Annotated in this window: 15 protein-coding genes; 2 read left to right on the forward strand and 13 right to left on the reverse strand. The window is 39.5% G+C overall.

Going from position 1 to position 24268, the window contains the following annotated elements; translation table 11 throughout:
* Positions 1-104: 104 nt before the first annotated feature.
* The 4 genes from AFM12_RS17700 to AFM12_RS17715 all read right to left on the reverse strand — a co-directional run bounded on the left by AFM12_RS17700 (position 105) and on the right by AFM12_RS17715 (position 4706).
* Complete coding sequence (locus AFM12_RS17700) at positions 105-1079, reverse strand: hypothetical protein (protein WP_055151137.1); 975 nt, start codon at positions 1077-1079, stop codon at positions 105-107.
* Between the two features lie 161 nt (positions 1080-1240).
* Positions 1241-2119, reverse strand: coding sequence for an SMP-30/gluconolactonase/LRE family protein (locus AFM12_RS17705; RefSeq protein WP_055151140.1), 879 nt, complete (start codon positions 2117-2119; stop codon positions 1241-1243).
* A gap of 136 nt (positions 2120-2255) precedes the next feature.
* Entirely contained in the window at positions 2256-3128 is an 873-nt protein-coding gene (locus AFM12_RS17710; protein WP_055151143.1) for a hypothetical protein, read from the reverse strand.
* Between the two features lie 93 nt (positions 3129-3221).
* On the reverse strand, positions 3222-4706 hold the full coding sequence (locus tag AFM12_RS17715; RefSeq protein WP_055151146.1) for a glycine--tRNA ligase: 1485 nt from the start codon (positions 4704-4706) through the stop codon (positions 3222-3224).
* Between the two features lie 204 nt (positions 4707-4910).
* Here AFM12_RS17715 and AFM12_RS17720 point away from each other — a divergent pair, with 204 nt between their 5' ends.
* On the forward strand, positions 4911-5759 hold the full coding sequence (locus AFM12_RS17720) for a sulfurtransferase (protein WP_055151148.1): 849 nt from the start codon (positions 4911-4913) through the stop codon (positions 5757-5759).
* Between the two features lie 429 nt (positions 5760-6188).
* Here AFM12_RS17720 and AFM12_RS17725 read toward each other — a convergent pair whose 3' ends face one another.
* The 8 genes from AFM12_RS17725 to rbfA form a co-directional block, all read right to left on the reverse strand.
* Complete coding sequence (locus tag AFM12_RS17725; RefSeq protein ID WP_055151151.1) at positions 6189-9161, reverse strand: T9SS type A sorting domain-containing protein; 2973 nt, start codon at positions 9159-9161, stop codon at positions 6189-6191.
* Between the two features lie 15 nt (positions 9162-9176).
* Positions 9177-13517, reverse strand: coding sequence for an FG-GAP-like repeat-containing protein (locus AFM12_RS17730; protein ID WP_055151154.1), 4341 nt, complete (start codon positions 13515-13517; stop codon positions 9177-9179).
* Positions 13518-13656: 139 nt separating this feature from the next.
* A complete protein-coding gene (locus tag AFM12_RS17735) occupies positions 13657-16641 on the reverse strand; it encodes an FG-GAP-like repeat-containing protein (RefSeq protein WP_055151157.1) in 2985 nt (994 codons plus the stop codon).
* 72 nt (positions 16642-16713) lie between these two features.
* Positions 16714-17724, reverse strand: a complete 1011-nt coding sequence (locus tag AFM12_RS19620) for an SPASM domain-containing protein (protein WP_055151160.1) — start codon at positions 17722-17724, stop codon at positions 16714-16716.
* A gap of 3 nt (positions 17725-17727) precedes the next feature.
* Positions 17728-20196 (reverse strand): M1 family aminopeptidase, encoded by a 2469-nt coding sequence (locus AFM12_RS17745; RefSeq protein WP_055151162.1) that lies wholly within the window; start codon positions 20194-20196, stop codon positions 17728-17730.
* A 1-nt stretch (position 20197) separates the two neighbouring features.
* Positions 20198-20680 (reverse strand): hypothetical protein, encoded by a 483-nt coding sequence (locus AFM12_RS17750; protein ID WP_055151164.1) that lies wholly within the window; start codon positions 20678-20680, stop codon positions 20198-20200.
* Positions 20677-21891, reverse strand: a complete 1215-nt coding sequence (locus AFM12_RS17755; RefSeq protein WP_055151167.1) for an ABC transporter permease — start codon at positions 21889-21891, stop codon at positions 20677-20679. The genes AFM12_RS17750 and AFM12_RS17755 overlap by 4 nt, the downstream gene beginning before the upstream one ends.
* Positions 21892-21899: 8 nt before the next feature.
* Complete coding sequence (rbfA, locus tag AFM12_RS17760) at positions 21900-22295, reverse strand: 30S ribosome-binding factor RbfA (RefSeq protein ID WP_055151170.1); 396 nt, start codon at positions 22293-22295, stop codon at positions 21900-21902.
* Positions 22296-22398: 103 nt separating this feature from the next.
* Here rbfA and AFM12_RS17765 point away from each other — a divergent pair, with 103 nt between their 5' ends.
* Positions 22399-23808 carry a hypothetical protein gene (locus AFM12_RS17765; RefSeq protein ID WP_131458462.1) on the forward strand — a complete coding sequence of 470 codons (1410 nt, stop codon included), beginning with the start codon at positions 22399-22401 and terminating at the stop codon, positions 23806-23808.
* Here AFM12_RS17765 and rpiB read toward each other — a convergent pair.
* Positions 23805-24236 carry a ribose 5-phosphate isomerase B gene (gene rpiB / locus AFM12_RS17770; RefSeq protein WP_055151176.1) on the reverse strand — a complete coding sequence of 144 codons (432 nt, stop codon included), beginning with the start codon at positions 24234-24236 and terminating at the stop codon, positions 23805-23807. The two genes, AFM12_RS17765 and rpiB, sit on opposite strands and share 4 nt — an antisense overlap.
* Positions 24237-24268: the final 32 nt, after the last annotated feature.

Here is a 24268-nt window from a genome sequence, read left to right on the forward strand (position 1 = left end):
GATTCAAATTTGCTATTGAAGTTAACTATTCTGTTACTGACCAGAACCTAAAGTCCATCAACAGGAGAAATGTGTAGCCGATGTCTTGAATCCGGGAGCTTACACTAAAATTGGTTGCATCGGTTGGGTGAAATGGTTGCTGTCGTGTTTTTCTGCTGACCAAATTGCAATACTCTGAAATACTTTGCAGGTATTTTCTTTAAAGAAACCAGACTTTGCTCTCCCCAGAATTCACCATATGGATTTTCAGCATAGGAGTTTGCATTAACTGCGTAAAGCTGAAGGCCACCTCCATCGTCAGCACAGTACATTCCATAGTCTTGCATGGCTTTGGCGATCGTTTTTTCGTAGTTGTTCAGATTTAAACTGTCGAGGTCTAAATCGGGACTGAGCTGAACCAAGGCTCCCTCAGGGATGGCTTCTCTGCCACTAGTGGTCCCATCACTTTCTGTAGCCGGCCAAACCGGTCCACCTGATTTTGTGTGATTAAAGCTAAAAACTAAAGCGTGTTTAATCTCATTATTTTTTAACTCCTCCGGCCAAATTATGCCTTGCAACAGAGCGAAGCCTGATCCTCTGGCAGAGAGTCCTGAGGAATAAATCCCATCTGATTCAATGGGTAGTGCGTTTGCCCATGCAGCCTTCCATCCACTTTTGGTTTTTTGAGCCTTCCAAAAGTCGTAAACGCAGCCTTTTTCTTTATCAATAATGGAAAGGTGGCCATCGGACGCCGGGTCGGGTTTAGCAAAAGCAGGAATGCTGACCCCCTTAATTTCTTCAACAGGTGCCCATCCGGCTTTTAACGGGATATCGAAAGTTTGGTCTGCTGAAGTAGAATAGAATACCGGTACCGTCCATTCTTTGACACTCAAGACAAAAGACTTTTGAGACTCTTTTACAAGAGAATTTACCATCTTATCAGAGTCTGGATGGATTTGAGGGTTGTCTTTGATTTTTTGAAGGAAAGGCGATTCAGGAAAGAGACCTTCAAATTTTGGTGTTTCTCCAATATTATATTCAGGGATCTCTGCCGGAGAGCACGAAAGTAATAAGGTAGCCAAAATGAGCAGTCTCAACATGACTGCAAAACGTTTTAAGATTTGTTTTTCGTATAGAATGAAAAAAGTCCAATACGGAGAAGTATTGGACTTTTGATTGGTAATTCAATAGCTATATCGCCTTCAGAATTCTTTCAAGAGCAATTTTTTTCAATTCGGTAGCAGGAAAATGCTCCTGACTTTTATTTGATGGTATATGCTGTAATTCTGTTTTCAAAAAACGTAGGAACTACAAGTAGGTTTTTGCTTTCAATGATGTCTATATCTGCCGCATTGATTCCTGCATCTTTAGTGTCTAAAACTTTAGTTTTCGTCCAGTCAGAGGCTAAATGATAGATTTCGCCACTCCAGTTCGAGACAAAATAACCATCCTTATACTTCTCCACGCCATCGCCGCCGCCTATACTGTCTGCTACCATTTGTAGGTCTTCTCCCTCCAGTGTAAAGACTTTGCCTGAAGTAAAGAGTTTTCTATCGCCATCAATAAAAACTCCGTTAAGTCGGCCTAGTTCGTCATTTTTAAATACTTCTGTGATTTCATCGCCTTTGGCCATAAACAGTGTAGCTGTTTCTGTGTCTGTCATGTAGAGAGTTCCATCGCTGTCCACATCGGCATCATTGAGAAATTGAGCTCCTAAAATAAGAGTTTTTGATAAAACCTCACCTGAGTTTAGGTCAATAGTTACCAGTTTATCAATATCGGTCACGTATAGTTTACCATCATAAATTGCCATTCCCTTTGGGGCATCTAAACCAGTCACCCATGGGTTGGCAAGGATCTCTCCTGACGGTCCCACTTTGGCGATATAGCCATCGCCATCATGTGCTCCCGGAGGCATTCCTGCAATGCATGAGACATAAAAAACATCATTTGAAGCGTCGTATATTACTGATTCAGGAGTTACGAGTGTAGTGTCCGTTTGCCAGGCCATTTGAAGTGAAGGAGTTGCCGAAGTTGAAATTTGACTCTCAGCCGATTTTTCGTCTTCAGACTCTGAGTTGGTGACACAACTGTTGAAAATAAGAGAAGTGAAAAGGAGAAGGTAAAGGGATTTTGACATGGTAAGTTTTTTAATAGTTTTATGAATTTATAGAATCCTGTTTTTTCGATAGAAGAGAATCCATGAAGACGTCATTTGTGTAGGCACAGTAGCTTATATTGAAGTATGATTACAAGCTATAGCAACCGATTGCAACCTAATTTAGAAGACTCTCGAGGTCAGTGTTTATTCGGGTGTGAATCTTGCAGCCGTCCAGCACAGCGTTCTCTACCAATAGTTTAGAATCAAGTTTAATCTGGATCTTACTTTCCGATTTATTGAAAAGCAGGTGACCGGCATGCTTTAGAAGTTTCTGGCCATCAAGATTTAGCAATACTTTAAAGACTTTTGAAGAATTAGCTGCTACAGTGACATTGGCGTTGCGTTTGCCATGAAGCACTTTTTTGCTGTCGTTAATCTGTATACTATACTGTGGATTTTGTAGAATTATGGGATCATTATTGAAGTTAATGACTTTGATATAAAAGTACACTTCTCTTTTTGATTGATTCAAAAGGTGTTCAGTTTCAATCTTTTCCAATGAAACCACAGGTAGCTTAAATGTGGGTACCCGCCTGTGATATGTGTAGAAAATGGTATCAGGCAACAGAAATTCAGGAGAAGCTTTCAGGAGTCTGATATTAAAGAAGTAGTCGGTGCTGTCTTTTGATTTCGGGGTCAAATCTTTCGTCTGCTCCTTGATTTTCTTACTGTAAAGTCTCACCGGTACCGTAAAAGAGTTTCTTTTGAATGGAAGTAGAGTAACTGGTATTCTGTCTTTAGTTTCTGCTATTATTTCGTTATTGGCCTCTATGGAGAGCTGTAAGTCGTCGGCCTTAATTTTGACGGGGAAGGCATTTTTTAGGTTAACCTTAAGTTGTATGTCAGTGTGGTCTGTTTCGAGTTGATTGTATTGAAGAATAGATACATTGAGTCTTGGCTGACGTTTTAGGAAATAAAAAAAAGCAAAAACGACTGCCAGAAGCATTACTACGATGACCGAAATACAAATGCCTGCTTTGCGTTTCATCTTTAAATTTTTGAACAGTGGTTCAAATAATCATTCCACAAAAAAAGGTCAACACATTTACGCATTGACCTTTCTTAGAAAATATCGGTTATCTTAAATCGCCTCGAGAATTCTTTCAACGGCAACTTCTTTTCCAATCCTATCTTTGAGTTCAGCAATAGGAACACGCTCCTGCTCCATGCTGTCCCGGTGACGAATAGTCACGCAATTGTCGTCTTTGGTTTCGTAATCAACGGCGATGCAGTAAGGTGTACCGATCAAATCCTGACGAGTGTAACGTTTCCCTATGGCACCACTATCATCATAAACGGCTCTGAAATACGGTTTCAGCGAGTTTGTGATTTCCTCGGCGATTTCGGCCAAACCATCTTTTTTCACCAATGGCAGAACAGCCGCTTTGATAGGGGCCAAGGCCGGGTGAAGTTTAAGGTAAGTTCTTTCTTTTTGCTTATCGCCTTCACCTACCATTTCTTTAGTGAATGCGTTGCAGAAGGTGGCCAGGAATAAACGATCAGCACCGACCGATGTTTCCACCACAAAAGGAATATAGTTTCCAAAAGGTTTTCCTGTTTCAGGATTAACCTCAGGGTCGAAGTACTGTTGCTTTTTCTTCGAAAGCTCCTGATGATTTCTCAAATCAAAATCAGTACGCGAGTGAATTCCTTCAATCTCACGGAATCCAAACGGAAACTTGTACTCAATATCCACAGCCGCATTAGCATAGTGGGCCAGTTTTTCGTGGTCATGGTATTGAAGACTCTCAGTTGGTAAACCAATGGCTTTGTGGAAACTCAATCGGTTCTCTTTCCAGGTTTCGTACCATTCCATTTCTGAGCCGGGACGAACAAAAAATTGCATTTCCATCTGCTCAAATTCACGCATTCTGAAGGTGAATTGACGGGCGACGATCTCATTTCTGAAGGCCTTACCAATCTGTGCGATACCAAAAGGAATCTTCATTCTTCCGCTTTTTTGCACATTCAGGAAGTTTACGAAAATACCCTGAGCGGTTTCAGGTCTCAGGTAAATGGTATTTGAATCTTCAGCCACAGAACCTACCTGGGTAGAGAACATCAGGTTAAACTGACGAACGTCTGTCCAGTTTGAAGTTCCGCTTACGGGGCAAACGATTCCCTCCTCAATAATCAGATTTTTAACGCCTTCAAGATCTTCGGCTCCAAGTAATTGGCCCATTTTGTTCAATAGAGCCTGAGCTTCGTCTTTTTTGCCTTCGTTGGTCAAAACTTCGGCTTTGCCTTCCAAAAGCTGGTCGGCACGATAACGCTTTTTGCTGTCTTTATTATCGATCATTGGATCGTTAAATCCATCGACGTGACCGGAGGCCTTCCAGGTCAAAGGATGCATGAAAATGGCCGCGTCAATCCCAACGATATTATCGTTCAGCTGTGTCATGGCTTTCCACCATGCATTTTTGAGATTATTTTTCAGTTCCACGCCGTTTTGACCGTAGTCATAAACTGCCTGAAGACCGTCATAAATTTCTGAAGAAGGGAACACAAAGCCGTACTCTTTGGCGTGTGCTATAATATCCTGAAGTGTTGTGGCTGGTGCCGACATGTTGTTTTACTTTTCGTTTGGAAGAATAGTTTTTGAAAGACGGAAGAGGGAAGACGGAGGACGGGAGACTTTGAAGTTCAGGACAATTAAATTGTCTGTAAGAGGGAGTCTTTTGTCTTATGTCTTAAATCTTATGTCTTTTCATCAAAAACGAGGTGCAAAACTAAGGAAATGCTGTTAATTTCGGTCAAAATAGACTGAATAATGAACGAACTGAAATTGCCCGAAGGTCCGCTGGTTACTGTTGAATGGCTGAATGAATTTAAGAGTCACCCAAATGTCAAAATTGTGGAAGCCAAGATGAAACCAATCGGGGCTCCTGACGATTGGGAGAGTGGTTTTAAAATTCCGGGAGCGGTGATGATGGATATCAATGCTGATTTCAGTGTTTTGGATACCGATTTGCCGCATATGATGCCCGATGAAGCTTATTTCTCAAATGCTGCCCAAAACATTGGAATAGATAATGACTCAGTAATTGTGGTTTATGATCAGGTAGGGACTTATGGGAGTCCACGCGGTTGGTGGAGTTTCAGAGCCATGGGGCATTCACAGGTTTATGTCTTGAATGGAGGCTTCCCGGCCTGGCAGCAAGCGGGTTTTGAAACAGAGAAGGCCGAATGGCCGGAAGTACCGAAAGGTGATTTTACAGCCCAAAAGAACAGCAAACTACTTTACGAGTCTGAAGATGTGGTTGGAGTATTGGGCAATGAGACGGTTCAGATTATGGATGCCCGTTCTCAAGGGCGTTTTGATGCTACCGCTCCTGAACCCAGAGCTGGTTTGAGAGGAGGTCATATTCCGGGTTCAGTGTGTTTACCCTGGCAAAAGGTACAAGACGGCCTTTATATGAAATCAAAAGAAGAACTAACCAGCCTTTTCAACGAATTCAATCTCGGTGATAAAAAACTGGTGATGAGCTGTGGCTCTGGAGTAACAGCCTCCGTCATTGCTTTGGCTGCTGAAATCGCCGGCTACCCCAATGCAGCCGTTTACGACGGCAGCTGGGCTGAGTGGGGTATGCCGAATGAGAGGTGGCCGGTGGAGGTTTGAGGAAAAAGGTCCATCCAAATGAATTAACCGGCCTTCTTTATTTGCTTATTTCTACTTCTTCATGAGCATCATTCCATCCTTTATTGAAAGCAGCGACATGGGCACCTCAATCCCAGATTACCTCCAGAATTAATAATCACAGTTCGCCATAAAAGAAAAATTTGACGCCTCTTTTAGTGCTTTTTCATGTGGTTTAAATTAAACACATCGAAAGAAGATGATAAAACTTACAGCCTTTTTACCAAAATCATGTAAGTTTCTTTAATGTATTACTTGGAGGAGAATCCTGATTTATAACTGGCTATGGCCTTTAGATACAGTTAAAATCAAAAATACATATGTCGGCTTGAAGATAGGTTTGAGTCCAGAGTTTTAACGACCTTTATTTAAGTTCGGATAAGTCTTTTGAGGCAAGCGTTGTCTAAATCTCTAATTTGAAACTATTATTTTTTTAAACCACAGGCCAGTAGTTTGATTTCCTCCTTTGATGATGTAGGTGCCGGACACTAAATCTGAAATGTCAATATTTTGTTCTTTAAGTATACTTTTCCATTGTTTAACAACCTGTCCAGTCGTTGAAATTATCAGGTAGTTCTCTTCAGATTTACTATACTCATTTTGAATTTTCAAAATTGTTGATGACGGGTTTGGATAAATATCAACACTTACAACCGGTTTTTCAGAGGCTAAGACTTTCTCTTTTATTTTGAGTTTAAGTTGGACTATGGAGTCACAATTTGCAGAGTTTTTTAAAATAAATTTTGGTAGACTGGTTGTTTCGTCATAGGTGTTGCCATCAATCCAAGTTACTGGCTCATCTGATACAATGAAGTCAATACTTTTACTAGTGAAGCATTTATTCTCCGGGTTTTCATTAAAGTAAATGTAGGTGTGGGCGTCGGGATAGGAAATTCCACTAACAATAATATCAGGAGCCTTGTTGTTGTCAACATCAGCAATTTTAACTGTTGAGTATGATAGCTCTTTAAAATACGGAGAATTATTTTTCGGTTGGAAATTCCCTTCTCCATTATTTAGATAAATATTACTTCCACTGGTAATACTTGTGTTGTCCTCGTTCATGAAAATTATTGATGAAAAGAATAAATCAAGATCCTGATCTCCGTCGGCGTCAAATATCCCAAAATCGCTATTATAGAACCGAGGTAATCCTGTGATGGAACTATTCAAACCATTGCTGAAATTCCCCGTACCATCATTATAATAGATATATGTTTCCAGTTCAAAAATTCCATTCTTTTTGATTCCACCAACTACCAGATCAATAAAGCCATCGTTGTTAATATCTCCGAAATGATATTTATTTTCTGCCATACTTTGAATCTGGTGATTTTCGAACAGCGTAAACTCTCCTGAACCGTTATTCTTATAGATGATAAAATCAAATTGATTATTTGCTTCCACCTTAAACACCAGATCTTGGTCCAAGTCATTATCCAAGTCAACTAACCTTAGATCAAAAGCATTTATTTGAGGTAACCCATGTTTTGAAAATTCAAAAAATATTCCCTCACCATTATTTAAAAAGGTTCTGAATGAAAAATGATGTGTACTCTGGGTGTCAACATATCGTTGGTTAAATATTAAATCTGTAGAGCCATCGCAATCTAGATCACCAATAAGATGTTTTGTTGTAAAAAGAGTGTTGTTATCTTCAAGTGTATTTACTTCAGGAGGAATCATTTCATTTCTATACGGATTTGAATCCCTGTCGTAGAGGACAAAGCTCTTGCCTGAGATTAAAACTTCGTCAATTGTATCTTCATTAAGATCCGCCAGACTGATTGTAGGAATGTTAATGATATTCTCAACAATTTGAGATTCTTCGCTAAAGTTTCTTCCAGTTTGATTTTCTAGTATATGGAGCCTATTGATGTAATTATAGTCTTGACTGTAAATGACAAGGTCAGCAAGCGGATCAGGATTTAAAGAGCCAATGTCTATCTCTACATGGATGGTGGAATCCAGGTTGATTATACTTTTTCTTTGGTAGTATTTGTCTCGGATTGGATCTGTGATCGTGAGGCTCAAGTACACAGTGGAATCACAGTCGTATCGGTTTTTAAGCTTGATACTTGGCTGCTGAGTACTCGTGTAATATGTGTTTCCATCTATCCAGGTAAATTCGTTTTCACTTGCTACTGTTTGACCTACGTAATTGGGCAAGCATCCTCGATTAAGAAAAGGTATACCATTTATAAGGAAGTCTATTTCACCATCATTATTGAAATCTGAAACGTCTATACCAATTCTTCCATAGTAATCGGCTTCTCGTTTTATTTGTATGATACTTGAAAAAGACAATTTTTTATTCCCATCCTGAAGTAAAATATAGCCAAAATTATCATGGTTATTTTGACCTCTATTTACTGTGTTCAAAATTAAGTCGGGCTTTTGGTCCCCATTGAAGTCTTCAAATAAGTAATCATTGTATCCTAAGTTTACACCAGATACTTTAATTAAAGAGTCACTTAGAATTAAAGAGCTTTGAAACTCAGAATTATCTATGTTCTCGTGAATCCATAGTTTGGAGTTATTAGAATTGTACATTATATCAAAATCTCCGTCCATGTCATAGTCAATAGATTTAGCATTAAAAACTCCTTTAACCGGAAAGTTTATTTGATTTTGAATGACAAATTGGAAGGAGCCTTTGTTTTTATAAAAAAGAGTTTTGTGAGTGTGAGGTTTATTTTCCACTTCGTATAAGTGAACCAAAATATCATTTAAGCCGTCTGAATCATAATCTACAACATCAATTGAGTTGGCTTTGTGAGCGAGCATTTGCTTTGCTGTAAAGTTACCCTTTCCATCATTGGCATAAATACCCATGACGCCCGTTTTCAAGGAAGAATAAAAGACCAAATCCAAATCAAGGTCATTATCAAGGTCACTTAGTTTTATCGCTCCTCCTACTGCTTCATCGAGAATAAAATCTTGATGAATAGTAAAACTGCCTTTTCCTTGATTAATAAGCAAAAATGCCTTGTCTTCATTTTGGGTAGTAGTGCATGTAACTACCAAATCAATGTCGAAATCATTGTCAACATCACCACTTTCAATTGTATAGATTCCGTAATTATTTAGAACAAAGTTTTCACTCCTTTTAAAGTTGTTCTTACCATCATTAAAAAGGAGTTCTGTATTGTCTTCGAGACCGTTGGATCCGCTAATTAATAGGTCGTCGAATCCATCACCATTAAAATCAGCAATTGTCTGAGACTTCAAAGCTCTAGCATAGTATGATGTTTCTTCATTAGAAATATCCATGAATTGATTGTTGATTAATTCTTCTGATCTGGGAATAATTTCAAAATCAACAACCTGAGCATTTAAATGTTTAGAAAGAATTATGAGGAGAATAAAGAACCTGTATTTCATAATAGATGAGAAGGGTTATTGTTTAACGAATCGAAAAGCCCTTTCAAGGTCGAAAGCAAAAACTTTAAGAATATAAGAGCCCGCTTCCAACCCACTAATATCAATAGTTTGACTTTGCTTATTTGATTTCCAATGTCTTCTCAATACTCCATTAGAGCTTATGATCTGGAATTCAATTTCGGAATTTGGTTGGTGACCTAACTTTAGGTTTAAGATTTGGTCCGTGGGGTTGGGGTAGAGGTTGAATTCAATTTGCTCTCTTTCAGCAGCTAATACTTTCTCCGTTATCAAAAGATTCAAGGTAACGATAGAGTCCCCTCCCATGCTGTTTGTCAAAACGAATTGGACCCTGCTGGTACTTTCGTTATAAGTTTTCCCGTCTATCCAAACTATTGGTTCATCACTGATGATATTGTCTATGGCATAATCCGGGTAATTAATGTCTTCTGCGTTTTCGTTATAGAATATTCGAACGATTTCAGTTTCATCTTTTCTCATGCCCGAAATGATAATATCCGGGGCTTTGTCTCCGTCCATGTCAGCCACCTTGATATCTCCATATCTCAGTCCCTCAATGGCCTTCTTAGGTTTTCGGCTAAAGTTTAAATTACCTTCATTTTGATAGACTGTTGTGAATAAATTACCCTGATTGTCTTCTTCTTGTGCGATGAAGTCCTGATCATCGTCTCCGTCAATGTCTGAGAAATCTAAAGAATGAAAATAATATTCGTCATCAAGGGAATTTGAGGTTGAAAAGTGCCCATTTCCATCATTTTCAAAAAGACGAGTGACACTAAACCTTTGATCTTCTAACCAACCTGAAATAACCACGTCCTTATCAAAATCTCCATCAAGGTCTTTAAATTTAATCGTAGCATCTGCGAATCCGGGCAACCCACAAGAAAATGGAATAAATTCCCGAAAACCTATATTCTGATAACAGGAGCTTGCGTATTTATCGTTTTCTGTAATGCCAGTCACAATAATGTCTTTGTCGGCATCTCCATCAAGATCAACCAGATCAATTGTTCCATAGCTTAACTTTTCAAAATAAGCATTGTGTGGGTTTTGGAATCCGCCTAAGCCATCATTAAAGAATATTTTAGCTTCGTATAAATTTAAGCTGTTGTTATACCCTGAGACTGCAATATCAGGATACCCATCGTTGTCAATGTCTTCCAAAGAAATTGTTTTTACTTCGACCTCTTTAATGATGGGAGGTCCGTTTTTCGCGAAAGAACCTGCCCCGTCATTCAGGAAAAAATTAATTCCTTCAATAGAAGCATCAAGAATTATATCCTGGTCACCATCCAGGTCTAAATCTTTAAAAAAGATTTGCCGGTCTATGTAGTCTGTCCAATCTGTTTTATTCAAGTTGCTGAACTTTCTATTTCCTGTATTGAGATAAATTTTTGAATCAATACTAATATCTAATACAGCTGTTCCTAAATCATTTAAACCATCTCCGTTGATATCTGCAATGGCAATCGAGGAGACAGCCCTTTGTTGCAGATTTTCAGGTGTAATTTCAACGAACCCTTCTCCTCTTGGCGTGTTCCTGTATTCAAGATTTAGTGTTATGACTGAGTCGCAGCCAGCCTGATTTTTCAAAACGATTCTTGGCACATTTGTAGAGATCGAGTAGGTTTTTCCATCAATCCATTCAAAAGGTGTATACGTAATCTGTCTGTCTTCATAATAATCTATCTGGCAGCCATCATTCCAATAAATGATCCCTCGATCAATATAGTCGAGATAACCATCCTGATTTAGGTCGATAATTTGAGAGTATTGGTTGTTAAAAGGTGAACTATTTAAAAACGGACTGTCCTTTGTCTTAACAAAGTTGCCCTTGCCGTCGTTTAAATGTAGGTAAGGCCAACTGTTGAATCCATATAGGATGAAGTCGGTATCACCGTCACTATCGAAATCACCCATGTTTACACTGGAAAGTCTAAAATCAAAATTGTCTTGCTCAGAAAAAGTGTGGTCTGACTGACCATAAAAGACCTTGGAGTAGAAGTTGTTATCAAGTGTGCCCTGAATTATAAAATCCTTGATGTCATCATTGTTTATATTTACAAAGCCTGAAACTCTAAGATTCTTAACATTTTCATTTAACTCGAATAATTCACTGAATTTTCCTGGAGAGTTTTGTTTGTACACAAGTACATTTCCTAGCTGGGAGTCTGAATCAACTGAAATGAAAATTAGGTCTTTGTAATTATCATCATCAATATCGCCGAATGATACGCTCTGAATTACTGGAACGTCAAGACCATTATTTTCTACGGCTTTGAAGTTTCCGTTCCCATCATTGAGGAAGATTTGATTCTTAGGATTATAGGTAAAAACAGGGTTTTGATATTGATAGGAAGAGTCTGATTCATTGAAGGTTGAGTCCTGATAACTAACGTCTATTTTCCTGTCAAAAATTATCAAGTCCGGGTAACCATCCATATCCAAATCTTCGAGATGTCGGCTCCCATTAATAATAGAGAAAGGGATGTTTGGTACAGCTTCTACACTGAATTTACCAGTGTCAATTTGAATGAGTTTCTGGACTTGATAGACGCTGTAACTTGTGGTATCATAACCCCAAACCAAAAAATCATCGTCTCCGTCGTTGTCTAAATCAGCATGGATAATACTACTTATTCTATAATTAGGGATATTAAATAAATTTCCATTTTCTTCAGAGTATCGGTCTTCATTACTTATAAAAGTGATTTCTTCTGAGGAATTGGATTCATGACTTCTGTTTAGGAAAATATCTAGTAAACCATCCCGGTTCAAATCAGAAAATGAGTATTGGCCATATTTAAATTTTTTTATTTCATTAACCGTATCCCTCGTAAATCCAGCAGCCGAAATAGGACGAATTATTTCAACATCAGTTATGGTTATAGAATCACAGCCCGAAGCCAAAGCGACAGTATCTAATAGCCCGATCTGACTTTCCAAATAAACCGTATAGTCAGAGTGCTTGTAAGGCTTTCGGGTAGTTACTGTTTGTCTGTGAATTTTGGGTTCACCTATGGTCAGGTTGAGATAAACAGTAGAATCACAGCCAAACCTGTTTTTTAAAGTGAGAGAATCTGTAGTATTACTTTCATAGTAGGTAATTCCATTAATCCAGGTGTAGGGGCCGCAACTAGCAATTTGATCCGTTGTTTTGTCTTCAAAACAACCCTCCCCTGAATAAAGTGCAATGAATTTATTGCCTGAACGCATTGAAAGGCCGGCATACAATATATCATCAAAACCATCTCCATTGAAGTCTTCGATGGCCGAGGAGGATGTCTGAAGACCTTGCAATTCGCTAAATGTTGATTCTGAAAATTTGCCCCCCTTATCATTCAGGTAAATTTTGGCTACTACATTTTCTTTTTCCTGATTGTACCCTGTAAGGAAAAGATCTGGGTAATCGTCATTATTAAAATCACCAAAGCCGGATGTATTTACTACTACATTATCAAGTTCTGCATCTAGGTTTTCAAAACTTAGGTCCCCTTTATTGATATAAATTCTGGACTGAGGTATAAGTAATTCTGGGCTATAGCCACTGATATAAATATCAGGAAGACCATCTCTATTAACGTCTGCAATTGAAATCGATCCCGTATTTAAACCTATTAGCTGATGATTATTGTATTGTTGGAAAACTCTATCTCCTTCATTAGAATATAAAATGGTCTTTGTGATATCGTCATTAACACCAGTGTAGAGAATATCCAGGTCACCATCTGAGTCAAGGTCTTCTACTTTTAGGTCGCCTGAGCGTAACCACTCCAATTCCTGAAAATTGGTGCGATCGAATTTTCCATTTTCTTTTCCAAAATAAATGCGGGTAATACTTTCAGTGGAGTTCAAGCTGCCTGAAATAATCAAATCAATTTGACCATCCTGATCTACATCTTTCAGTTCTGAAGAACTTGACTTTATTGCTGGCAAGTCAAATTCGGCGTCCGCGGTAAAAGAACCTTGTCCGTCAGAAAAGTAAAGAGCAGTTTGATACTTCTCGTTCTCATCCCAGCCTGTAATATAGATATCAGGGTATAAGTCTCCGTTCAAATCATTTACGGCTATCGACCCTTGATATAGATTAAGAAATGTTATGGAACTTAAAGAGAATTTTCCTCTGCCATCATTAATGTATAATCCGGAGAACGACTTTTGAGGACCTTCCTGGCCAATGATGAATAAATCCATGTCTCCATCAAGATCAAAATCGGCTGCTTCCATATCAACCCACATGAGCGGTTTTATACCGACATTGGCTAATTCTAATTTCTGAGCTTCAGCAAAAAGGGTTGAGAGTAAAAGAAGTAATAGAAGTTGGAAATTGAATTTCATCTTAGCGGATTATGATGCAGACTCTGGTTTCAAATATCTGAAACTATTTTCAAAATTGTCTTAGTATAGTTTTGAACTCAAAGCGGCCATAAGTTAAAGGATAGATTTTTTAAGGCTTTTGTACTCCTATTAGGATCTATCACCGCCTTACAAACCTAAATCCCCTCTTCTTCTCCCCATCAGAAAACTCAATGAAATAAGCACCGGCCTCCAGATCGCCTATGTTCATCGTTTGACTTTGCTCTTTAGAGGTCCATTTTCTTCTCAGGATTCCATTGGAGCTAATGATCTGGAATTCAACTTCGGTTTCAGGTTGATGGCCTAATTTTAGGTTAAGGACTTGTCCAGTGGGGTTGGGGTAGATGTTGATTTCAGGATCTTTTTCAGCGGAGAGGGGGATGAGGGTGAGGTTTAGAGTGACTACTGAATCACAGCCACTTTGATTGGTTAATGTGTAGGTGGCTGTTTGGGTACTCTCTAAATATGTTTTGCCGTCTATCCAAGTGAACTCACCAGTGGCCTCCACGGTATCTGTCCAAAAGTTTGATTGACCAAGAGTAAGGTGAAGAGCCGTTCTTGTCTCACAATCGAATGTAGGGCTGTAGTCTAAACTCTCATATACTCTAGGGTAAACATCTATATAATTACTCCCGGTATATGTCTTTCCATTAATCCAAGTGACAGAATCGCAGGCCATTATCTGCTCTGTTGAGTAGGGGAGTCTCGTTCCCTGATTTTGATAAATATAAACTTTAGGAACGCCGTTTTGGTCTTTCCCAATAATGAATAAATCTTCAAAGCCATCCTGGTTAAAATCTGCTGGTTTAATCTCTGCTTTTGACATATTAGGAAGACTGCTGCACCTTGTTTCTCGCAGCGTTAAATGGTCAATATTCACCATTATTTTGTTCTGATAGGAGTTGGTATACTTTCCAGGGTAGTAGCGTGAACCGGAAACTATATTATGTAGAAACACCATCTCCTCTGTACCATCATTGTTTAAGTCTTCTATCGCAGAAGCTACCACGAACCCAACAGATTGGCCACCATAGCCTTTTTTGAATTTTTCAAATTCCTTGAAATGCCCATCAACATTCTCGTAAAAACTAAAGTATTTGGGTCCAGCGGTGTATGTCCCGGAAGTGAATTGCCCATTCGCTATTAAATCGTCGTCTCCGTCTCCGTCAAGGTCAGATAAAAATAGGGCAGCAGTGGCACTGCCGGAAAGTATATTTCTTAAAGTATCAGCTTGATCAAGAGCATAACCTTCTCCTTTAATATTGGTCAAATAAATAGCATCCCAAAGAATTTGGTTTTCTACTCTTTGTCCATTTGAAAAAAACAAATCCGGGAAATTATCTCCGTCAATATTCGCTTGCTCCACTTTTATAATGGTCTGACCGTAGTTGACAACATTATTAGACAGATGGTAAGTGTCCCCGCCTTCGTTAAAATAGACAGTTAAGCTTGCAGAAGTACTATCTTTCCCATTGATCAGTATATCTGTTTTTTTATCATTATTGATGTCAAGCAATAGAATTTGAGAGACTTCTTGCAGGCTTATTTCCTCTTTTAATACTTCATTGTTCTCTTCAAAAATTTTCAACTCCATATTGCCTGACGAGTTCCTGCCGATAAAGACCATAATAGAACTACCCTTATCACTCTGAAGAATCATATCTTTCATTGCCGGGAATGGGTGGTTGGGTTCTTCAATAAACTCCTTACCATTCGATTGATTCAGAAATACCTTTGTTTCTGATTCACCATTTTGATTGATCCCATTGATAATCAGGTCAGGGAAGCTGTCCTTGTTGAAGTCCAAAACAGATGATTTAACGTCTTTCAATTGACCATAAAAATGAGGGGAGGTATAGTTTAGTTTACCGGAATCATTCGTCAAGTAGATAATATCATCAATGATAATGTCACTGTTACCATCATTATTCACATCCAAACTATTTAAAGAACCTCCTGAATTGTAAATGAAATTCGAGGAATCAAGTTTAAATCCTTTACCGCTATCATTCAGAAAGAGTTTGCAGGAGTTTTCCGTACGATAAGCAAAGCCACTACCTAGTCTTCTTCTTCCAGATGTAAGAATATCTTTGAAGCCATCCTTATTAAAGTCAATTAGTTCTATTTCACCACCTTCAGAAGTTAGATCCGGGTTTACCATTTCCTCAAAAATCAAATTCCCCTTATTTGAAAGAATTAAAGTGCTCTCTCCAAAATGGCCCATGTAGGTATCCTTTGCCGAAGCTATGAGGTCTATTTTACCATCATTATTCAAGTCCTCTGCTTTTAAGTCCTCCGCATTGTAAAAGAGCTTGACTAACTCTTTTTCTTCAAATTTAAAATTCCCCTTATTATGGTATATCAGTATTCGTGAAGAGGTAGCTCCTACCTGTGGGACATGATTTAAAGAGGCGATGAAAATATCAACAAGTCCATCGTTATTTAAGTCTTTAAAAATAGGTTTCGGGCCCCAGTGTCCCTCAATGTTAGAATTATTAATTTTTGAATACTGTTCGCCCTTCTTTTCAAATAGAAAGCTGTTTCCTATTTGTCTTCGGATGGTGTACGGTGGTGGATTATCAACCGAGTCTGTTCTAAAGGTACGGCCAGAAATGAACAGCTCGTTTTGCTTGTTTTTATTTAAATCACTGTAACTGATACTGATCAAATCCATCACAGGCAGATCAAGTGTCTTTGTTTTTTGTGTAAAATCTCCTTTGCCGTTATTGAATAGCTCACTTAATGTTGAACTTGAGTCAGGTTGAGTCAAATAACTAATGTCAAGATCACCATCTAAATCAATATCGGCCAATGTAAAACTAGTCACACTTTGAGCTAGAATATTGTCAGTTTGTAAAGAGAAATTGCCTTTTCCGTCACTTAAGTGTAGAGCTAAAATACTTCTTTGACTTCCATTATCGTCTTCGATTCGGCCGGAAGTAATGATGTCTTCGAGTCCATCACCGTTCATATCTCCGGTTTCTCTATGGTAGATTTCAATGAACTTGCTAAGGTTATTTCTTGGAGTGACATCAATGAAAGTCTGGGCTCTGAGACTAAGAATAGAAGATAAAAGAAGTATGGTGAGGAGTGAATATTTTTTCATGCTGTTGTTGGTTACTTCCCAAATTTACAGACTATGATTTAAAGTTGGTAACCGAAAGTCATGAACTTGTGCTCAAACCAATGCCCCCTCACTACAATTCTTACAAATCTCGACTTCTGAGCGGGATTTTATGAGAGCCTTACGGAAGTTTTGGTAAGGCTTGGAGTGCCAGATTTCCTTAAAGGTATTTTGCTGTAATGAGCCCATTGGGTGTTCTGAGTCTTTGTCAAAACAGCAGGGTACAAGTGTGCCATCCCAGGTGATCACGCAGCTGTGCCACATTTTCCAGCAATGGTTTAATAGCTTGTTTTTGATGCTGTAGGTGCCGTCTTGATTGTCTTTATAACGGGAGTATTTGTCAATGGTGGGTATGAGTTCATTACCGTTCTCATACTCATAAATCTGGGCGGTTTTGAGTCGGACCTCATCTACCCCGTACTCTTCCGCTAATTTATATACGTCAGCAATTTGATGCTCATTGGGTCTGACTACCAAAAATTGAAATATGGTATGAGGCGTTTTAGAATTAAGCCTCTTTTTGGCCTCAATCAGATTCTTTGTGCCTTCCAGAACTTTGCTCAGTTGACCACCCACGCGGTACTGTTCATAAGTTTCCTGTGTTGTGCCATCAATCGAGATAATCATACGGTCAATACCACTTTTTACCGTTTTTTCGGCGATTTCAGGCGTAAGATAATGGGCATTGGTACTCGTGGCCGTGTAAATTTTTCGATCAGAGGCGTACTTAACCATTTTCAGGAAATCTTTATGGAGGTAGGGCTCGCCCTGAAAATAGAAGGTCAGATAAATCAAACTGTCCTGTAATTGATCAATGGTGCTTTCGTAAAGCTCTTTTTCGAGCATCCCTGTAGGCCGCGTAAACGAACGTAAACCACTTGGGCATTCCGGACAGCGGAGATTACAGCTGGTGGTTGGCTCAAAACCAACAGCCAGCGGAAGCCCTTTGATGGTTGGTTTTCCTGTCAATTTTGAAAAACCATATGATCCCAGAATCTGCAGGGCATTCCGAACCCTTTTTAAGGTCAGTTTACTCGCAAAATTCAGATGATCTTTGATCTGCATAAATTAATCGACAGGTATTTGCTGATACATTTCTTTCAGCTGTTCGTTAGTTTCAGTAGCAATTACCTCTTTCAAGGCCTCTAACGCCTGAGGGTGCTCCGTCAGCAATAAAAGGGCCTGTGTTGCGGCATAGCGTCCTATCCAGTTCGTCTCATTCATAGCAATCCTTTTCAGGAATGGGATGCTTCTCCATTGTGTTTCCACCGGGGCTCTGACCAGATAACTTCCCAGCACACCCATGGTTTGATAAAGTTCAGAACCCGATAGCTTTGACATTCGGTCTTCAAACCATTGATAGTCTTCTGGTTGAGCCTTAGCCGCTTTATGATTGGCTACGGCTACGAAAATATTCACATCCTTGATGTCTTCCATCATATGTGTCAGGGAATCGGCATCAGGAGGGTTGCTGATCAATATAGCCTCCAGAGCGGCTGCCCTTACGGCATAGGAAGTGTCAGCCAGCGATTTTCTGAACAACAGATCATTTTGAGGATTAAGGAAATTCTTCATCGCTAAAATAGCAGCCGAACGCACATTCGATTTATCGTCGGTTCTAATGACTGATTGAAGTCTTCTTTCAACTTTCAGAAAATCATCGCCGTCATAGTCAAAAAACTTGTGAACGGCCATTTCTCTGATTTTCCAAAAAGGGTCTGTCAGCATTTCAATAGCCAGCTCACGTCTTTTTTCGTCAAACATGGCATTGAGTGACAATTCGCCTTCAAGGTTTTCTGAATCACTCAAAAAATTGAAAGCTTTCGCTCTCGCAATAGCTCCTTTTGAATGCCTGCTTTGAGCAAATAATTCTTCTTCGGTTTGTTCCTGATCTATAACACCCAGAAAATCGGAGAAAGGGTCTGCTGCAACAAAAAGCGGTTGTTCGGAAAGACTAAAACTGAAGACTTCGAGGTTTTGATCAATTTCAAGCTCCTCAATCCGGGTTCCATTTTCAGTACCAATTTCAATTTTGAGCGGAAAACGGTAAATCTGATTGTTAACAGAGTCAGTTTGTTGAAAGATCTCAATTTTCAGTTGCTCATTCTCATAGGAATGCGAAATGTTCAATCTTGGGTGTCCTGCATTCAGGAACCATTGGTCAAAAAGCCAGTTGAGATCGCGACCAGTGACTTCTTCAAAAGCCATTCGAAGATTGTGTATTTCAGTGTTTTTCAGCTTATTTTCTTTAAGATAAACTTCAAGAGCTTTGAAAAACGCCTTATCACCGACCTCCTGACGAATCATGTGCAGGATACGCCCACCTTTGGCGTAGGAATGGCTGTCAAACATTTCCTCCTTATCTTCATAACCATATCGGATAACAGGCACCTGTTTGCTGTCGGATTCGTCGAGATATTGATTGAGCTCCGTAAAATTAAGCCACTCGCCTTCGGCTTTTCCATAAAAATGTGACGCCCATAAGTATTCAGAATAATTAGCGAAAGCCTCATTAAGGCTCAAATTGGCCCAACTTTCGGCTGTTACATAATCGCCAAACCAATGATGAAAAAGCTCATGAGCTATCACCCCATCATCATTACCATCGATTAGTTGATGTCCGTTTTTCTGAACGGAGCTTCCATGAACTGTTGCTGTGGTATTCTCCATGGCACCGCTTACATAGTCTCTTACCGCTATCTGAGCATATTTTGACCAGGGATATTTAATATTTAGCAAATCTTCAAAATACCGGATCATTGCCGGTGTTCTGCCAAAAATGGCCTGAGCACTTTCCTCAAATTCCGGTTCCACATAATAGCTGACCTCAAAGTCTTTGAATTCGGGATCGGTAACTTTTGCGAAATCACCTGCGGCAATCATCGTCAGATAAACGGAGTGTGGGATGTTCTGCTTCCAAACATCTGTTCTGGTTTCATCCTCATTGTCTTTTGAACTGACGAGAAGACCATTGGAAAGTGTCTTATATACTTTGGGAACGGTAAGATGTATCTCTTGCGTGTGTTTTTGGTTCGGGCTGTCAAGTGTTGGAAACCAGCAGCTATTATACTCAGTTTCACCTTCCGTCCATATTTGCTGTGGCCGTGAATTACTTTGATTGATGAAATAAAGCCCTTTGTAAGTGCTGTTTTTTAATGGTTCTATTTCCTGAAGCTTATCTGGTCTGGCAGTGTATTCGATGATAACCTGAACGGTATCCGTTCTGGTGTAGGAGCGGTCAAGGTGGATATTGAGCTTTAATTTATCATATTCAAACCGAGCCTGCTGATCATTGAGTCCCACGGAATGAATTTGAAATCCTTTAGCATCCAGAATAAGCTGATCCTGAGGATAAAACCAGGGCCTGAGCTGTAAAATAGCTCTGCCTTCCATTTCATTTCGTGTCCAGTCGGGTTTAAGGTGGAGCTCAGTATGAATCAGGTCAAAAAGCTTGGTTTCTGAAGGATTATAGTTTTGCTGAGCTAAGACAATTTGCCCCCCAAAAAAGAGCAGGAAGATGGTGTAGAATTTCTTCATCTTAACGAGATTTTTTCAGGTCATTGAAGAAGTACTCTTTCAATAATGTTAAACGATATCCATAAGATTCATCTTCATCAAGAAGGCTCACTTTATAGACTCTTTTGAAAACAAAATCGTCAAGACTGGCATAACCTCCTTTGATTTGTAAGGTCAAGGTCAGATCGCCCGGGTTGTAGCTCCAGTTAGATTGTTCTACATCCATATCCAGAAAATCAACGCCTGCACAGGCAAAGATTTCTGAACTGCTTTGATAATCATAATCAATGGTGCCGTTGGGTAAAAATTTCCAGATCATCGTATTTAGATCAACCTTGTCTTTGGTGTAGTTGATAAACTCAATGTTACCCCGTTCAATTTTCGGAGTTCTCAAAATCCAGTTTTGAGAGTCATCCAGCAATTGAAGAAACTTTGAGGCCGGTTCCTGTGAAAAAGCATTGGTACAGGCCAAAAAAATAAAGGCAAGAATGGAGTTCCTGATCATTGATTATTCATAAATTTTACTGCTTTGCTGGCCGGAAACCATGAAGCCAGAAAAGCGATAGTGACGATCCCGATGAGTGACAAAATAACATCAGATGCCTTCAAAAGCACTGGATAGGCATCAACAATGGCAAACTGCATGCCCATAGAAAGCCAGCCGTACTGCATTTGACTCCAGCAAACACCCACGCCGATAATCAGGCCGAGCAGAGCTCCTGTGAGAGAAATGATGCCTCCTTCCGCAACAAAAATCTGACGAACCAAACTTTTCTCAGCACCTAAGGCGGATAGTGTTTGAATATCATCTTTTTTGTCAAGTACAAGCATGCTCAGGGCAAAGTAAATATTAAAACTGGCAATGCCAATAATGAACAAAAGGGCCAGAAAAATGAAGAGCTTCTCAATTTTAATGGCCCGGTAAAGAGCTTCATTTTGCTCATCTCTGTCCTTAACCAAATAGCTAGCTCCAAGAATCTCTTTTAATTTTGTCTTGATCTCCTTGGTCTTTGTTTCATCACTGAGTCTGATTTCTAAACTCGTTCGCTGATTATATAGTTCTGTCAGCTTTTCCATCTCTTTGAGCGGAATGTAAACAAGATTATCATACTGCTGTTCCAGAATGAAAGCTCCTGAAACAGGCAGATAAAGCCGGTTGATATTATCCTCGGGATTTAGAGCATTTAGCTTTTGATTTCGCGGATACCAGAGCTGTAGCGGTCGCAGATAATTAAAGCTTTGCAAATTAAGGGTTTGGTAAACCCCACCACCTACAAAAGCAAAACTCTCATCTCCTTCAGAAATGACCAGTTCTCCATCAAATTTGTTATTTTCCAGTGGGTTATTAATCTGGAAAGTGCTGTCTACCCCTTTTACATCTACAATGATTTGCTGATCCTCACGGCGGGCGAGGGCGTTATCTTCAATGACCTCGGTGATGACCGAAATACCACTGATCTGCCTCATGTTGTCAAGATTGAGGGAGTCAAGTGGGAAAGTCTTTCCACTGGCCGGAGTTACTTTAATATCCGGGTCAGAACTCTTAAAAATGGTTCGGTTCAGGTCTTCCAGGCCATTGAAGACAGAAAGTACGATGATGAGAGCAGCAGTACCCACACAAACTCCCAGCATAGAAATTATGGAGATAAAATGAATAAAACCTCTCTTTTTGCCTGAGAAAAAGTACTTTTTAGCAATGTGAAAGGATAAATTCATGAAAACCTTTAGCGGGTGTAAGTGTCGTCCTCTTCGTCGTCAGCGTCAGGTGCAGACGGAATATCAAGCTTATCAAAAAGCTCGTTCATTCGCTGAGCATATTCGGCTGAATCGTCAAGGTAAAATTGAAAATGGGGGACAATCCTGAACTGGTTCCTAACTCTGTGCCCAAAGATGCCTCTGATTTTCTTGGTTTGCTCTCTGATTTTTTCAAGAAGAGCTTCTTTATCATCGACCATCAGGAAACTTAAATAGACTCGGGCGATGGCCAGATCAGGTGAAACTTTCACATCTGTAATGGTGATGAAGGCGTTGTCAAAAGCCAGTTTAAAGTCCTTCTGAAATATTTCTCCAAGGTCCTTTTGAATCTGTCTTGAAACTTGTTTTTGCCTTTTATTTTCCATTCTTCTTTACCTGGTCTATCAGGCTGCAAATATCTTGGTTTATTTTGGTTAATCGGTTGTCAAAAGTATAATTTTGCCTTCTGAAACTTAAATTAAGCTCCTTTTGATAACGCTTTTCAGGGTCAATACGTATTTCCATGTTTTCTCTATTCTGGTGGTATTGCTTCTGCTGAAAGTCCCTTTCATTTCTATGGGTTTGCCTACACTTCAGCCTGAGCTGGAATGGCTGCTGGTAGGAGAGCGGTTGAACGAGGGAAAAAGCCTTTACAGTGATATCTGGACAAAGACCGGCCCGCTTACCGCCTATGTTTATGGTTTCGTTTACTGGCTTTTTGGTCGGGATCAAACATATTATGAGCTTTTTGCTCTGGTACTGGCCTACTTCCAGTCGCTGTATTTTGCTTATTTGATCAATAGCAACAGAGTAATTATCGAGCGTAATTACCTTCCGGCACTCATGTATGCGGTAGTCATTTCGCTTTCTTTTGACCTTTCAAAACTTACCCCTGCTTTAATGGCTAATACATTTCTTTTAATGGCCATCAATAGCATTTTTAAACATATTGATAAGGCCGGGGAGTCTTCGGAACATGTTTTTGAAGTCGGCCTAATGATTGGTATTGGTTCTCTGTTTTTATATAGTTTCCCTGCATTTTTCTTCTGGGCTATTTTAAGCCTTATTATGTTCTCGCCTTTTAAGGGGAATCAGGTCTTTCTGATGTTGCTAGGTTTTGTTCTACCTCTTTTTGTGGCGGTTTTGTTCTTTTATTTTAACGGTACTTTTAATGAGTTTTATCATCAGTGGATTCTCCAGTTTTCAAGGTTAGTTCCTTTGGTTGGCAGCGAAATTGTTGGTGTAATTGTTATCTTCCTTTTACCAACTGTTTTTGCGATACTCGGAAGCTTGAGGGTACTTAATAATGTTCGTTATTCCAGTTTTCAAAACAGGAAACATCAAATTTTGATTCTTCTGGGTGTATTCGCTTTGCTCCCGTATTTCCTTTCAAAACCTCACGGGACTTACCATTTGATCGGATTAGCTCCTTTTCTGGCCTTTTACCTAACGGGCTGGTTTATTTTTGCCCGGGGGGCGTATTTGGCGGAAGTAGTTTTTCTGGTTTTTCTGGCATTTGTGATGTTGATCAAAAGACAGGGTTTGAGCCCTTTGATCGGCAACGGACTGCAGCATTTGACAGAGCTTCGTGTTAATACTGGTTCCTCAAAAAGCTATGTTGAGGGTAAAAGGATTTTGGTAACAGGTGATACGAATGATGATTATTTCACGGCGAAAGCAGGCTCACCTTTTGTAAACTGGGAGGTTTCAAAAGGCATTCTTCAACATCCGGATACCTATCAGAATCTTGCCCTTATCTACGAGACGTTTAAGGCAGAAAAGCCTGACTATATCATTGATAATGAACAAGTGTTTCCTGAAATTTTTGATCGGATTCCCGAGCTTTCAGGTGCTTACGAACGGGTGGAAGGTACCCGTCACTTCAGGTTAAAAGATTAAGCACATGCTATTTTACCAACTCTTCTTTGGTGACGGCCACCTTCAAACTCTGTCGTAATAAAGGTTTTGACAAACTGAAGTGCTGTTTCTTTTTCAATGAATCTAGCCGGCAAACAAATTACGTTAGCATTATTATGTAGCCTGATCAGTTTTACAATCTCTTCATCCCAAACAAGGCCAGCTCTGATGCCTTGGTGCTTATTGGCAGTCATACAAACTCCGTTTCCAGATCCGCAAATAAGGATACCAAACTCGTATTCTCCATTTTCAATAGCATTGCAAAGCGGGTGAACCGAATCAGGGTAATCAAAAGATTCCTCTGAATACGGGCCGAAGTCAGCCGTTTCAAAATTCTGCTCCTGCAGCCAGTGCAAAATGTGTTTTTTATATTCGAATCCGGCGTGGTCGCCTCCAATTGCAATTTTCATCTGTTTATAATTTTTAAGTCATTGAGAATTAA

Source organism: Jiulongibacter sediminis (assembly GCF_001306455.1).
GTDB classification, from domain to species: Bacteria; Bacteroidota; Bacteroidia; order Cytophagales; family Spirosomataceae; genus Jiulongibacter; species Jiulongibacter sediminis.

What these genes read in the sequence shown, in the direction of transcription:
- AFM12_RS17700 (WP_055151137.1), bottom strand. Translation starts at nt 1,079, where the DNA reads ATGTTGAGACTGCTCATTTTGGCTACCTTATTACTTTCGTGCTCTCCG.
- AFM12_RS17705 (WP_055151140.1), bottom strand. Translation starts at nt 2,119, where the DNA reads ATGTCAAAATCCCTTTACCTTCTCCTTTTCACTTCTCTTATTTTCAAC.
- AFM12_RS17710 (WP_055151143.1), bottom strand. Translation starts at nt 3,128, where the DNA reads ATGAAACGCAAAGCAGGCATTTGTATTTCGGTCATCGTAGTAATGCTT.
- AFM12_RS17715 (WP_055151146.1), bottom strand. Translation starts at nt 4,706, where the DNA reads ATGTCGGCACCAGCCACAACACTTCAGGATATTATAGCACACGCCAAA.
- AFM12_RS17720 (WP_055151148.1), top strand. Translation starts at nt 4,911, where the DNA reads ATGAACGAACTGAAATTGCCCGAAGGTCCGCTGGTTACTGTTGAATGG.
- AFM12_RS17725 (WP_055151151.1), bottom strand. Translation starts at nt 9,161, where the DNA reads ATGAAATACAGGTTCTTTATTCTCCTCATAATTCTTTCTAAACATTTA.
- AFM12_RS17730 (WP_055151154.1), bottom strand. Translation starts at nt 13,517, where the DNA reads ATGAAATTCAATTTCCAACTTCTATTACTTCTTTTACTCTCAACCCTT.
- AFM12_RS17735 (WP_055151157.1), bottom strand. Translation starts at nt 16,641, where the DNA reads ATGAAAAAATATTCACTCCTCACCATACTTCTTTTATCTTCTATTCTT.
- AFM12_RS19620 (WP_055151160.1), bottom strand. Translation starts at nt 17,724, where the DNA reads ATGCAGATCAAAGATCATCTGAATTTTGCGAGTAAACTGACCTTAAAA.
- AFM12_RS17745 (WP_055151162.1), bottom strand. Translation starts at nt 20,196, where the DNA reads ATGAAGAAATTCTACACCATCTTCCTGCTCTTTTTTGGGGGGCAAATT.
- AFM12_RS17750 (WP_055151164.1), bottom strand. Translation starts at nt 20,680, where the DNA reads ATGATCAGGAACTCCATTCTTGCCTTTATTTTTTTGGCCTGTACCAAT.
- AFM12_RS17755 (WP_055151167.1), bottom strand. Translation starts at nt 21,891, where the DNA reads ATGAATTTATCCTTTCACATTGCTAAAAAGTACTTTTTCTCAGGCAAA.
- rbfA (WP_055151170.1), bottom strand. Translation starts at nt 22,295, where the DNA reads ATGGAAAATAAAAGGCAAAAACAAGTTTCAAGACAGATTCAAAAGGAC.
- rpiB (WP_055151176.1), bottom strand. Translation starts at nt 24,236, where the DNA reads ATGAAAATTGCAATTGGAGGCGACCACGCCGGATTCGAATATAAAAAA.